11 protein-coding genes and 2 riboswitches are annotated in these 12,589 nt (G+C 62.9%); of the genes, 6 read left to right on the forward strand and 5 right to left on the reverse strand.

Annotated elements, in window-relative coordinates; genetic code table 11:
• Positions 1 to 251: 251 nt before the first annotated feature.
• Entirely contained in the window at positions 252 to 998 is a 747-nt protein-coding gene (locus tag BOH68_RS13325) for a class I SAM-dependent methyltransferase (RefSeq protein WP_077375108.1), read from the reverse strand.
• A gap of 401 nt (positions 999 to 1,399) precedes the next feature.
• Here BOH68_RS13325 and BOH68_RS13330 point away from each other — a divergent pair, with 401 nt between their 5' ends.
• The 6 genes from BOH68_RS13330 to thiC all read left to right on the forward strand — a co-directional run bounded on the left by BOH68_RS13330 (position 1,400) and on the right by thiC (position 9,113).
• Positions 1,400 to 2,434: a lysophospholipid acyltransferase family protein gene (locus tag BOH68_RS13330; RefSeq protein WP_258038225.1), complete on the forward strand. Its 1,035-nt coding sequence runs from the start codon at positions 1,400 to 1,402 to the stop codon at positions 2,432 to 2,434.
• A 125-nt stretch (positions 2,435 to 2,559) separates the two neighbouring features.
• Positions 2,560 to 3,864, forward strand: coding sequence for a PQQ-dependent sugar dehydrogenase (locus BOH68_RS13335; protein WP_103751406.1), 1,305 nt, complete (start codon positions 2,560 to 2,562; stop codon positions 3,862 to 3,864).
• A gap of 142 nt (positions 3,865 to 4,006) precedes the next feature.
• Complete coding sequence (locus BOH68_RS13340) at positions 4,007 to 4,816, forward strand: TIGR04283 family arsenosugar biosynthesis glycosyltransferase (RefSeq protein WP_077375114.1); 810 nt, start codon at positions 4,007 to 4,009, stop codon at positions 4,814 to 4,816.
• Positions 4,817 to 4,859: 43 nt separating this feature from the next.
• Positions 4,860 to 5,552, forward strand: a complete 693-nt coding sequence (locus BOH68_RS13345) for a TIGR04282 family arsenosugar biosynthesis glycosyltransferase (protein WP_170877395.1) — start codon at positions 4,860 to 4,862, stop codon at positions 5,550 to 5,552.
• Positions 5,553 to 5,704: 152 nt separating this feature from the next.
• A riboswitch (TPP riboswitch) is annotated at positions 5,705 to 5,843 on the forward strand.
• Positions 5,844 to 5,986: 143 nt separating this feature from the next.
• Complete coding sequence (gene tenA / locus BOH68_RS13350) at positions 5,987 to 6,646, forward strand: thiaminase II (RefSeq protein WP_077375119.1); 660 nt, start codon at positions 5,987 to 5,989, stop codon at positions 6,644 to 6,646.
• A 190-nt stretch (positions 6,647 to 6,836) separates the two neighbouring features.
• Positions 6,837 to 6,977: riboswitch (TPP riboswitch) on the forward strand.
• Positions 6,978 to 7,103: 126 nt separating this feature from the next.
• Entirely contained in the window at positions 7,104 to 9,113 is a 2,010-nt protein-coding gene (thiC, locus tag BOH68_RS13355) for a phosphomethylpyrimidine synthase ThiC (protein WP_077375122.1), read from the forward strand.
• A gap of 130 nt (positions 9,114 to 9,243) precedes the next feature.
• On the opposite strand, the gene BOH68_RS13360 is transcribed toward thiC, so the two are convergent.
• From BOH68_RS13360 to BOH68_RS13375, 4 genes are all read right to left on the reverse strand, one after another.
• Positions 9,244 to 9,522: a peptidylprolyl isomerase gene (locus tag BOH68_RS13360; protein ID WP_043331408.1), complete on the reverse strand. Its 279-nt coding sequence runs from the start codon at positions 9,520 to 9,522 to the stop codon at positions 9,244 to 9,246.
• A gap of 87 nt (positions 9,523 to 9,609) precedes the next feature.
• Positions 9,610 to 10,116, reverse strand: coding sequence for a hypothetical protein (locus BOH68_RS13365; protein ID WP_139345449.1), 507 nt, complete (start codon positions 10,114 to 10,116; stop codon positions 9,610 to 9,612).
• Between the two features lie 321 nt (positions 10,117 to 10,437).
• Positions 10,438 to 10,806 (reverse strand): phasin family protein, encoded by a 369-nt coding sequence (locus BOH68_RS13370; protein ID WP_077375127.1) that lies wholly within the window; start codon positions 10,804 to 10,806, stop codon positions 10,438 to 10,440.
• 282 nt (positions 10,807 to 11,088) lie between these two features.
• Positions 11,089 to 12,426 carry a nuclease-related domain-containing protein gene (locus BOH68_RS13375; RefSeq protein ID WP_077375130.1) on the reverse strand — a complete coding sequence of 446 codons (1,338 nt, stop codon included), beginning with the start codon at positions 12,424 to 12,426 and terminating at the stop codon, positions 11,089 to 11,091.
• Positions 12,427 to 12,589: the final 163 nt, after the last annotated feature.

Raw genomic sequence — 12,589 nt, forward strand, 5'->3', positions numbered from 1 at the left:
CCAATGCCGCAAGGTGCGGAGAGCTACGGGAGAGGGAAGCGCCCTGCAGGAATCTCGCAAGGCGCGGGCAATATAGTGACAGTCTGCGCCAAATCCAAGTGTTTTTGCGTCAGCTTCACGTCATTTCGCGACATCGTTCATTGTCTCGCCCCGAATCTCGCGGCCAGCCCGGTCAGGCGCACGCGCGTGGGGCGGCTGGATCATGCCTCGGTAGCGGGCATCCTCCACTCCACACCCGCCACGCGAGCCCTTCAGGACATCGGAACGCGGAAGATGACGCTATCGCTCGCAATCTGCTCGAAGGCCAGGCCATGGGTCCGCGCCAGCCAGGCGAAGGTCGTCGGGCTGAACAGGCAGACATGGGTCGGGTCACGCAGATAGTGCCAACGCTTGAGCGCATCCAGATCATCCGCGGCGGGTTGCGTCATGATCCCCAGCAGGCCACCGGGTTTGAGACACCCAAGCCACTGACGGAAGACATCGCCGGGCGCGTAGAGATGCTCGATCACCTCGGTACTGACGATGAAATCATGCTGACGGGCGAGCGCTGCCGGGTTCGGGTGGTAATACAGATCATGCAATGCCATCGGGTGGCCGACTTCCTCGAACATCCGTGCCAGGGCTGGCCCCGGCCCACAACCGAAATCGAGCCCGCTGGCACCGGCCGCCAGCCGCTCGCACATCGGCGTGAACAGCCTGGACAGGAAGGTGCGATAGCGCGGGTCTGCCGGGTCGTTCTCGTGCTGGTCGTAGATGTCCTGCTCTGCGCGGGCATCCAGTCGTTGAGAGGGCGCGAGATACAGCAGATGACATTCGCCACACCGCAGGTAATCACGCTCGTCGGCAGGCGGACGCTGACCGGTCCGCGGACATGGCTTGCGTCGTTGCACCAGATGCAGCACAGGTTGACTGCCATGCGTCGCGCATAACGGGCATTGATGGTCGGATTCAGGTAATGGCTGTGCCGGGGACTCGGGGGCAATGGGGGAAGATGACATCAGGGCTCCGCGCAGGGCAAGGGACACGACAGGCACAAGACATGACAGGACGAGCACATCAGGGAAAGCGCATCAGGGAAAGCATCACCGAAAAGCACTACTGGAAAGCACGGCACACGAGAACCGCTCGGGCAGTGCCGTGGTCTGACTGTCTGACAGAGCGCCTCGGGACCACGCCAGCGACGTGATCCCGGATGTGCCGATGCCAGCATGATACTGGCAGAGCAAACGGGCCGCACGCCCCGTGCCACACACGACGAAGGTCAGTGCGTGCCCCCCGATGCCTCGAACCTGCATGACGTACGCCCCTCTGGCACAATGGGGCGCGACGGGCAGCGCAGGACTCGCCCTCTGACCAGTGCGGTATCTCACGCCAGACCACCGGAACTTCATGTGTGACGATGGAAAAGACTCTCAAGCGTTTTGAAAAGGCCATGGAACAACGCCTTTTACCTCTCAAGGCCAATGCCGTCGCCTGGCTATGGCAGCGACTCTCGGGCCTGACCACCCGCCAGCTGTGGTGGATGGCGCGCCCGGTCGCGCGTCTCGTGCAACTGCTCAATCCGCGGGAACGGCGCGTCACGCGCAGAAATCTTGGCCAGGCCTTCCCTCATCAGCCGCGTGAGACACGCGCACGCCTCGTGACCGAGAGCCTCGCCCACTCCACCGCCACCATGCTGGAGCTGGGCAAGGTATGGCTGGGTGATGAAGACGCGGTGCGCGATTCGATTCTCGAGGTGCACGGTCGCAATCTGCTCGACGAAGCCCGTGCCGAGGGACGTGGCGTGATCGTGCTGGCGCCGCACTTCGGCAACTGGGAAGTGCTCAATTTCTGGCTCTCGAGCCATTTCCCCTTCACTGCCATGTACGAGCCGCCCAAGTTCGAGCGGCTCGACCCGATCATTCGCAACGGGCGTGAGCGCATGGGGGCGAGACTGGTGCCTACCAACTCCCGCGGCGTGGCAGCGTTGCTGAAGGCGCTCAAGCGCGCCGAGGCGATCGGCATCCTGCCGGATCAGGAACCGGGACGCGGTAGCGGTGTCTTCGCCGACTTCTACGGCCGCCTCGCCTACACCGCCACTCTGCTCCCCAAGCTGGTGGCGAGAACCGACGCCCGCGTGGTGACCGGTGTCGCTCAACGCCTGGAAGATGGCCATGGCTTCGCCATCCACTTCCTTGCGGCGGATGAGGCGGTCTACGCCGAAGACGAGGTCATCTCGGCGCGGGGAGTGAATGCCTCAGTGGAAGCCGCGATCGCCCTGGCGCCCGCGCAGTATCAATGGGAATACAAGCGCTGGCGCAAGAGCCCGGAAGAACTGGACGAGCAGCCGGGCTGGCGTGAGAAGCGCTTCTATCCCCGCGACGACTCCTGGCTTTCCCTCAAGGGCTGGCGCCGCCACCTCAAGTACCGCCGCCGCAACGCGAAGCGCTCCTGACTCTCCAGGGACAGGGCAGCACTGGCGCAAACCGGCACAAGCTTCCAGACTTTCCTGCACGGCGGCGAGCGATGCCAGTCGACTTGCCGAGGCAGCCGCGACAGGCCAGGGAGGCAGTGGAGCACATGAGCAAGCGCCAACAGGAAATCCGTGGATGCGCAAGCATCAGACAGCTGATGGGGACGGCACTCATCAGCTGTCTCTGCGCGTCGTCTCCTGCCTGGAGCGAGGCAAGCAGCAACGACACCCTCGATGGCGAGACCTCTGCTCATGCCCCGACTCTGGCATTGCAGGCGGCAAGCTCGGTTCCCGAGGACGCCCCCTCCCTGAGGCTGCCACCAGGGGCCGGCATGACTCGGCTGGCATCGCTTCAGGCACCTCGCATGCTGCACCTCACCGCTCACGATGAGGTGTTGATCGGCTCGCGGGCCGGCAAGCTCTATCGAGGCCAGCTGGCCGATGATGGCAGCCTCAAGCGCATGGAAGTGCTGGTCGAGCTGGAAGGCTATCCCCACTCTGTCGTCGTCCGCGATGCGCGCCTGTATGTCGCGACCACGGACGCCCTGCTGGTCGCGGACTACCATCCCGGGATCTCCCTTGCCCCGAGCGACTTCCACCGCGTGATCGCGATTCCCGGCGGCGGCGGCCACAACTCGCGTACGCTGAGCCTGGGCCCTTACAATGGCCTGTATCTGGCGCTGGGGATCCAGGGCAACTGCTCCGATCAGTATCTGGCGGGCACCTCGCCTCGCTATCCACAGCAACAGCGCCGTGGGGGAGTGATGCGCCTTGAGGAAAGTGGCGAGCCTCCCGAGTGGCGTGCGTGGGCGAGTGGTCTGCGCAACCCCGTCGGCCTGGTCTGGCAGGCACTGGCGACAGGAGAGACGCGCCTGCTGGCCACCAACAACGGACCGGACCATTTGGGCTACGAGCATCCCCGCGAGCTTGTGGTCGCTGCCCGCGAAGGCAGCTTCCATGGCATGCCCTGGTATCAGTGGATCGATGGCCGCTGGCAGGCAGATGATTGCATCACGAGCGATTCACCGCGCGAACGTGACGAGATTGCACCGCCACTGGCCGAGATCCCCGCTCGCAGTGCGCCGATGGGTATCGCGGTGGTGCCGCCTGGGCATCCATTGGCTGCTGACATGGATGTCGTGGTGGCAGTCCACGGCAGCTGGGGCACGGCGCCCTCCGGCAAGGCGTGGGGAGACCCCGCCAGTCGTCGTGAGCCTCGCCTGCTGGGCCTCAAGCTGGCAACGCCAGACACTGAAGCACGCCTAGTGCCGGTACTGACCGGCCTGCAGGATGCCGCCAGCGGCGAGCGCTGGATACGCCCACTGGATGTAGCATTCGGCAAGGATGGCAGCCTCTACCTGACCAGCGATACCGGAGCCTCAGGACTCTATCGGATCACCTTCTCTCAGTGACCTCCAGCCGCCTCTGACTCGACACGGCGGCTCACGCGTTGATTCTTCGCCCAAGCGTTGAGCGAGCGTCTCGACGCTCTGCATCCATGGGGTGATCACATGCGTATGCTCTCAGGACGACGCCATCGCCGGAGCCTGCGCCATGACAAAGCCCTCCATCTTCTCGCCAGTTGCCAGACCTGCCCCCAGGGCTGTCCGTTCGGGCAGCGCCCTGACACGCACCCCGTGGCTGAGCATCATCATGCCAGTCCACAACGAGGCATCCGGTATCGTCTCGGCCTTGATCGCCTTGAGTCCACTGCGCGCGAGCGGGGATTGCGAGGTCATCGTGGTCGATGGCGGCTCCACGGATACTACCCGCGAGCTGGCAACGCCGCTGTGCGATCGCTGCCTGAGCAGTGATCCGGGCCGGGCAACGCAGATGAACGCCGGTGCCTCTCAGGCTCGTGGCCAATGGCTGCTGTTCCTGCATGCTGATACGCGCCTGCCGGCACATGTCCTCTCGGTACTGTCAGAGACCCTCGCCGAGCATCGCGAGTGCGACTGGGGTCGCTTCGATGTCGACATCGAAGGAGATTCTCCGCTGCTGCCCGTGATCGCCATGCTGATGAATCTGCGCTCGCGCCTGACCAGCATCAGCACGGGTGATCAGACCCAGTTCGTACGACGCTCCACCTTCGAGGCCATCGAGGGCTTTCCCGTCGTGCCCCTGATGGAGGACATCCAGCTGAGCGTCAGGCTCAAGCGACTGACCTCGCCGCTGAACCTCTCCGCCAGAGTCACCACCAGTGGAAGACGCTGGGAAACCCATGGCGTCTGTCGCACCATCCTCAAGATGTGGGGGCTGCGCCTGGCAGCCTGGGGTGGCGTATCTCCTGTCCGTCTGGCGCGCCTCTATGGATATGGTGCCGCCGCTCAGGCGTGTGAACAGCGTGGCTTGCCTCATGCCTGAAGCCTCGCTTGCTGACAGGGAAACCGACACGGCCGCGTATGACATGCGCCCGACGCTCATCATCTTCGGCCGCCTGCCACTGGCCGGACAATGCAAGACGCGGCTGATCCCTGCCCTCGGTCCCGAGGGGGCGGCACGCCTCTACTCGCGCATGCTGCGCAGAATCGTTCAGCAGGCCTGCGCCTCACGCCTCGGCAAGGTGGTCGTGATGCTGACTCCCTCCCCCGAGCACGCCCGGCAGCAACCTGAGCAGGCAGCCCTGCTGACGGAACTTGAGGATCAGTGGCGTGCAGAGAGCATGGCGGCACATGGCAGGCGGATCACGCTCGAGGCACAGCCACAGGGTGGGCTTGGGGAGCGCATGCATCAGGCCATGCTGCGCCACCTGCCCGCAGGCCCCGTGCTGCTGATGGGCTCTGACCTGCCCGCATTGGACAGTCAACGTCTGCGCGAGGCGGCGCGGTGCCTGCATGACCATGAGGCGGTGCTGCAGCCCAGCGAAGACGGGGGATACGGATTGATTGGCCTGAAAGCAGCCTGCCCGGCGGCCTTCCAGCTGGATCACTGGAGCCATGCCGACGTGAGCCGGGAGACTCTTGCACTGCTGGCTCAGGCAGGCAGAAGCGTCGGTTGCCTGCCTGTCAGCTGGGATGTCGATGAGCCTCACGATCTGGTGCGCCTGAGGCGACACTTCCCAGCCCTGATGGCGAACCTCTCCTCCTGTCAGCCTGCATGACATCTTTCCTGCAGCGCATGACACGCTTCCCGCATCGCAGGAAGCCCTTTCAGCATCGCAGATGGCCTCCCAAAGTCGCATGGGTTTTAGGGCGGCAGAGGCTTTTCCTGCACCGCAGGACTGTTACACTCGAGATATCGTGACGTCTGAGTCACAGCTTGACGGGGTGCCGGTAAGACCGGCTGAGATGTCATTCGCACTGTTCGAGGCCTTGCATCGAGGTGCGTGTATGACGATCCCGCCGAACCTGATCCGGTTAGTACCGGCGTAGGGATCAAGCGCGAAGTGTTGCCGCACATCATCTTCACCTCTTCCAGGTGAACGCCGCACCTCCCCCCGCTTTTTCCCTGCAGAATGCCGGACCTGACCACGCTCGAGCCAGACCTTTGCCACTCCATCACGGATTGGCAGCACGCTCACCGAGGGATGCGTCGATGCCCAGCTTTTCAGACCTGACCAGTGCCTGCGCCGAGGAATGGCGCGACTATCTCGAGCATGACTTCGTTCGCCAGCTCGGGGAAGGTCGTCTGCCAGAGGAGTCCTTCCGCCATTACCTGCAGCAGGACTACCTGTTCCTGATCCACTTCGCGCGCGCCTGGGCGCTGGCCGCCTACAAGAGCCGCACCCTCGCGGAGCTGCGTCAGGCCACGGCCAGTCTCGACACCATCCTCAATACCGAGCTCGACCTGCATATCGGCTACTGCAGCGAGTGGGGCATCAGCGAGGATGACCTGAGTGAGCTGCCGGAATCCCGCGCGACCCTGGCCTATACCCGTTACGTACTGGATTGCGGCCAGCGCGGCGACCTGCTCGATCTGCACGTGGCGCTCGCGCCCTGCCTGATCGGCTACGGCGAGATCGCCGAGTGGCTGCTGGACCAGGACACCACCGAGATCGAGGACAATCCGTACGCGGACTGGATCGCGATGTACTCCAGCGATGACTTCAAGGAAGCGGTGGACGCCGAACGTGAATGGCTGGACGCTCGGCTCTCGGAGGTCTCGGAGCGCCGACTGGGCGAACTGGTGGATGTCTTCCGCGATGCGACGCGTCTCGAGATCGACTTCTGGCAGATGGGCCTTGATCGCGACTGATCCGTGGCAGGCCGTCGCCTGACAGGCCGCGCCTGCGCGAACGGAAGACACACCGATTTTCATCGGCCTGGGGACGTGGTCCTCTCGCCAATCATCCAGACACACCACAGGCCATCAGAGCCTGAATGCGAGCACGATGACCTGGGCCAGCACAACGCTCAGCACAGGTCATGCCCGCATTGAATTCTGAGCACGCTTGACGGGGTGCCGGTGGAACCGGCTGAGATTCTGCATGCATCACCTCGCCGCCAAATGGGCGAGGCTGCCAGCAAGGGGTCCCGTGGAACCTGAACCGGTTAGGACCGGCGTAGGAATCAAGCTGATGGTCAGCCGCTGCCCGCGGCCGCCTCGCTCCCGGGCCACCTGTTGGCAAGGAGTCGGCGATGGCCATCCTCTCCCTGCGCACGGTCTTCCCATGATGACGTCTGCCGTGACGTCGCCCTTTGAGGAGACCTGCATGAGCACTACCCCCACGACTCAAGATCCGCAAGCCACCAACGCCGCCGAACCGTCGCTCGCCCCCCAATCTGAGGCTGCGCCGAAGGCGCGCGCACGTGCCGGTCGCAAGGATGGCAGTCGCCATCTCGCCAGCGAAGCCCGCGTCGACGCCGCCGCCATCGCGCCGCTGAGCGGCTCGCGCAAGATCTACATCGAAGGCTCTCGCCCGGACATCCGCGTGCCCATGCGCGAGATCGGCTGCTCGCCGACCCAGACCTCCAGCGGTCTGGAAGAGAATCCGCCGATCGTCGTCTACGATACCTCCGGTCCCTACACCGACCCGGCGGTCGAGATCGACATTCGTCGCGGGCTGGCGCCACTGCGCGAGAAGTGGATCGAGGAACGCGGCGATACCGAACAGCTCAATCAGCTGAGCAGCGAATATGGTCGCGTGCGCCAGGCCGACCTGCGCCTGTCGTCCCTGCGCTTCGAGCTGGACCACCGCCCGCGCCGTGCCCTGCCGGGCAAGAATGTCACCCAGCTGCACTATGCGCGCCAGGGCATCATTACGCCGGAGATGGAATACATCGCGATTCGCGAGAATCAGCGTCGTATCGCGCTGCGTGAGGAATATCAGGGCAGCGACTCCGTCGAGAGCATTCTGGGCCACCAGCACCCGGGGCACAGCTTCGGCGCCAACCTGCCCGACGAGATCACCGCCGAATTCGTGCGTGAGGAAGTCGCGCGTGGCCGCGCCATCATTCCCGCCAACATCAATCACCCGGAAAGCGAGCCGATGATCATCGGCCGCAACTTCCTGGTGAAGGTCAACGGCAACCTGGGCAACTCGGCGGTCACCTCCTCCATCGAGGAAGAGGTCGACAAGATGACCTGGGCGATCCGCTGGGGCTCCGACACCGTGATGGATCTCTCGACCGGCGCCAACATCCACGAGACCCGTGAATGGATTCTGCGCAACTCTCCCGTGCCCATCGGCACGGTGCCGATCTATCAGGCGCTGGAGAAGGTCGATGGCGTGGCCGAGAATCTCGACTGGGAGATCTTCCGCGACACGCTGATCGAGCAGGCCGAGCAAGGCGTCGACTACTTCACCATCCACGCCGGCGTCCTGCTGCGCTATGTGCCGCTGACCGCCAGCCGCGTGACCGGCATCGTCTCGCGCGGCGGCTCGATCATGGCCAAGTGGTGTCTGGCGCATCACGAGGAAAGCTTCCTCTATCGCCATTTCGAGGACATCTGCGAGATCTGCAAGGCCTACGACATCAGCCTGTCACTGGGCGATGGCCTGCGCCCGGGCTCGGTGGCCGATGCCAATGACGCCGCCCAGTTCGGCGAACTCGAGACGCTCGGCGAGCTGACGAAGATCGCCTGGCAGCACGATGTCCAGGTCATGATCGAAGGTCCGGGTCACGTGCCGATGCACCTGATCAAGGAGAACATGGACAAGCAGCTCAGCGAGTGCGACGAGGCGCCCTTCTACACCCTCGGCCCGCTGACCACCGACATCGCCCCGGGCTACGACCACATCACCTCCGGTATCGGTGCCGCGATGATCGGCTGGTTCGGCTGCGCCATGCTCTGCTACGTGACCCCCAAGGAGCACCTGGGCCTGCCCAACAAGGACGACGTCAAGACTGGCATCATCACCTACAAGATCGCCGCGCATGCCGCGGATCTGGCCAAGGGGCATCCGGGCGCGCAACGTCGTGACAATGCACTCTCCAAGGCACGCTTCGAGTTCCGCTGGGAAGACCAGTTCAATCTGGGCCTTGACCCGGACACCGCGCGCAGCTTCCACGACGAGACGCTGCCCAAGGATTCGGCCAAGGTCGCCCATTTCTGCTCCATGTGCGGGCCGAAGTTCTGCTCGATGAAGATCACCCAGGAAGTCCGCGACTACGCCAACGAACACGGCCTGACCGGTGACGCCGACAGCGTGATGGCCGGCATGCAGGAGCAGGCTGACAAGTTCAAGCGCGAAGGCAGCCAGCTCTATCAGGAGGTATAGGTAGAGAGACTGGCGCACGAAAGGCTGACGTGCTGAGCCGCACGAAAAACGCCCCGACCATCACTGGTCGGGGCGTTTTCAATGGCCTGCTGCCAACCGCTCATGACGTGTCATGAGCGTGATCCAGAGATCACGTGCGGCTGGTGACTTCCAGCAGGTGATAACCGAACTGGGTCTTCACCGGGCCCTGCACGGTGTTGATCGGTGCGCTGAACACGACTTCGTCGAATTCCTTGACCATCATGCCCGGGCCGAAGGCCCCCAGGTCACCGCCACTGCGACCGGACGGGCAGGAGGAGTGCTCGCGAGCGGCATCAGCGAAATCGCGGCCGTTCTCGATTTCGGTCTTGAGAGCTGCACACTGTTCTTCGCTGGAAACGAGAATATGACGCGCTGTGGCCTGTGCCATGTCTATCACCTGTCACTGATCGAATAAATGCCGCCGGCAATCACCGGCGGCGTGGCAGCACATTGTGGCCCAAGGCGACGCTCGCCGCTAGCGTCCGCCACAGACCCGGCGCTGATACTGGATGGCATCAAGGTCGCTGCTGCCCAGCAGCGCCGCTGTGGCAGCATTGCATTCCGCCTCTGCCAGTTGATCGGCACCTGAAGATTCAGCCCACTGGATATTGCCGATGCTGGGCTGATAGCTGACCGCCGCATGGCAGGCCATGCGCCGCGTACTGTGGTAACGCTGGGAGGGCAGGATCGGAGGATTGGCGGTCATTTCCTGACAGGTGGAAGCGAACATCTCACTGGCCGCTTGGCTGCAGCGGGTATGTGCCATGGCATTCTGCCGCTGATTGGCACACACGGAGCCATTGAGAACACGCCACTGCAAGGTATCGAAATCGATCATCTGCCCTTGATAGCGGGTCTCGACATGTTCTCGCTGAAGCCCTGCTGTCGACGTCAGATGAGACGCTACCCCCTCCCCGAATTGCCCACTCATGCCGGATACCGCGTCCATTAATGCTGCCAATGCCGCACTGACAGAATTCATCATACACTCCTTGTGTTGATGCCTCCCGACATATGCCGCCGGGGAGCCTTGCTCGATCATCCATGACCGTCACTTGCGGTGACATGATCTGGTAACGCTGCCTGATAGCGCTGCCGGATAAGACCGACCGATAGCGTCAGCGCGCTCACTGCGATATTACCCGCTCACCGCCATCATTGCCTTGACGCTCAAGGGGATGGTGCCAACGCTTCCTCCTCCCGCAACGAGCCATCAGGTTCAAGACTCCAGACGCGCGAACGCCCACCCGGAAGACCGGATGGGCGTTGTAGACGCTCGCCTGAGAGCGTCAGCAGCAGCCGCTTACTTGGCGACTTTCTGCATGGCCTCGGAGGCGGACTTGGCATTGTTCTCTGCCAGTTCCTGACCTTTCTTGGCGTATTCCTGGTTCAGCTCGACCACCTTCTGGGTGTCGTTCTGAAGCTTCTCGCCCAGAGACTTGACCGTCTCCTGCTGTTCCTTGACGAAGTTCTTCAGGCCTTCGCTGTCCTTGATCTCGAGCATGGAACGCGCCTGCGCCATGGAGGTGTCAACGTAGGACTTGGTCAGATCCATCTGAGCGCTGACCAGCTTCTCGCTGTAATCGAGGCTCAGGGCGCTGAAAGCACGCAGCGGAGCGAAGAACATGTCGTCGAACTGCTGAGTGGTCTTCTCAAGATTGGTGTTGAACATGGGGCACCCTCCAGGGTTTGGCATCACACGGAAAATGAAGCGGAGCTTTGCTCCGTTGGCTACCAGGACTGAACCAAGCTTGTGAGCCATGAGGTCGAGATCTCACTGCAAGCCAGCATTCTCGACAGGTTCCATCCTCGCTGCAGTGCAGCATAAGCCACCTCTTGCTGCACTGCAACATCAGGAGCGCAATATTGATCAACCACCTTGCCCTGCGAGTCTGCTGCCGGGCTGACTGCCCTCTTGCCTAGAGACGCCAAGCCCCTGAATGACATGAAGATTTCAGTCGCTCGCACGGCATCGCTGGCACAACATCCTGTCACCCAGCAATTCGCGCTGACCCTCGCTACGACATAACGCCACACTGGCCTTGGACAACCAGCGACGACACTCATCACAACGTGGCTGCAGGTATTGCATCTCATCATGGCCAGACGCCATGCCACGATGGCCGTGCGACACGTCAGAGGCTTTCGCGTCAGCGGAGGACACGCCCTGCAGCCTCACCTCAGAAACTGAAGGCTGCCAGTCCTGAGCCTGCAAGCCGTGGCACGTGGACGAGGGCATGGTCTGCGTCATGCCGGACATCAGTGTCTGGAAAGAGGATGAGGTGGCCTTTGGAGGAGTGGCCCGGCGAGTCTCGGAAGGTGTTGGCCCCTCCTCACGAGGCGTGACCTGAGGAGCGTCATCCCCGCTTGAAGAAGGGATGGCGTCATCACGCACGGGGGCCACCGAGGGGGAAGCGGATGGGTCCTGGGGTGGTACCCAGGCGTAGGCCGTCTGCTCATCGGGATGGATGGCCACGGTGGAATGTTCTGACAAGCCGAGTCGCGACGCCCAGTCGACCCGTGATGGGCCATGCTGCGCCAGGATGGCACGACCGAGACGCCTCAGACGACGCGGGTCGATCCGGTGGGTGAAATCACGCATGCGGGCGACGGAGGCCGCCCCGCTCCCCAGATTGAGGCATTCTTCGGACAACCCGCGCAGGTCCACCAGCGCTCGACTGTCCAGAATATCTTCGGGAGGCCGGCTGACCTGTTCCTCGGCGGCAATGACCAACCGATGCGTCAATTGTGGCTGCAGCACCATCCCGAGTCTGGAAGGCAGGAGACCTGAGCTCTCCAGCCAGCGGCGAAAGCACTGCTGCTGTTCCTTGAGTGCCAGCAGCGGTGATGGCGTCAACCGCAACTCATCACCGCTCTGAACGACCTCCCCGGTATCTTCCAATGAGCCCTGCCCGACGGAAGCGCCTTGCTCGACAGAGGGGCCTTGGTGCGCGCTCAGCTCGCCAAATGGCGAGATCGTCAGCGGGAGATCAAAGCAGGACGAATCCAGTACCCAGAATTGCATGAGGCGATTGATCAGCACGTGATCCAGCTCGATCACGCCATCATCCCCTTCCAGGCGCAGGTCATGCAGCACGACCCAGTCATCGCGCGACTCGAACAGGGTGTTCAGGAATCGGGCGAGCGAACGACGACGCTCCTGATGCGCTCGAACGCCTCGCAGCATCCTCAGAACCTGCTGGCGCTCCTGGGTGCTCAAGGTGGCATTCTGCGCCAATACCTCAAGTACCAGAACGTCATACTCCCTGGAGTCACAATCCTTGAGCAGCATGGGAGCCTCTAAATTTAGAACATTAAGATGTTTTCAGTGTAGTCATCGCAGTGCCATCTCTGCCACCTGCTACCTGTCAGGGCATCCACCAGCCAGGGGGAACAAGCAGGGGAGAAACGGGTACAGGGCAGATCTTGAGGATAGCGCTTCAGGACAGACCTTA

It is taken from the genome of Cobetia sp. MM1IDA2H-1 (genome assembly GCF_002916775.2).
GTDB lineage: Bacteria > Pseudomonadota > Gammaproteobacteria > Pseudomonadales > Halomonadaceae > Cobetia > Cobetia marina.

Coding starts and splice junctions, on each gene's coding strand:
- BOH68_RS13370 (WP_077375127.1), bottom strand. CDS start 10,806: ATGTTCAACACCAATCTTGAGAAGACCACTCAGCAGTTCGACGACATG.
- BOH68_RS13335 (WP_103751406.1), top strand. CDS start 2,560: ATGAGCAAGCGCCAACAGGAAATCCGTGGATGCGCAAGCATCAGACAG.
- BOH68_RS13360 (WP_043331408.1), bottom strand. CDS start 9,522: ATGGCACAGGCCACAGCGCGTCATATTCTCGTTTCCAGCGAAGAACAG.
- BOH68_RS13365 (WP_139345449.1), bottom strand. CDS start 10,116: ATGAATTCTGTCAGTGCGGCATTGGCAGCATTAATGGACGCGGTATCC.
- BOH68_RS13345 (WP_170877395.1), top strand. CDS start 4,860: ATGCGCCCGACGCTCATCATCTTCGGCCGCCTGCCACTGGCCGGACAA.
- BOH68_RS13340 (WP_077375114.1), top strand. CDS start 4,007: ATGACAAAGCCCTCCATCTTCTCGCCAGTTGCCAGACCTGCCCCCAGG.
- BOH68_RS13375 (WP_077375130.1), bottom strand. CDS start 12,426: ATGCTGCTCAAGGATTGTGACTCCAGGGAGTATGACGTTCTGGTACTT.
- BOH68_RS13330 (WP_258038225.1), top strand. CDS start 1,400: ATGGAAAAGACTCTCAAGCGTTTTGAAAAGGCCATGGAACAACGCCTT.
- BOH68_RS13325 (WP_077375108.1), bottom strand. CDS start 998: ATGTCATCTTCCCCCATTGCCCCCGAGTCCCCGGCACAGCCATTACCT.
- thiC (WP_077375122.1), top strand. CDS start 7,104: ATGAGCACTACCCCCACGACTCAAGATCCGCAAGCCACCAACGCCGCC.
- tenA (WP_077375119.1), top strand. CDS start 5,987: ATGCCCAGCTTTTCAGACCTGACCAGTGCCTGCGCCGAGGAATGGCGC.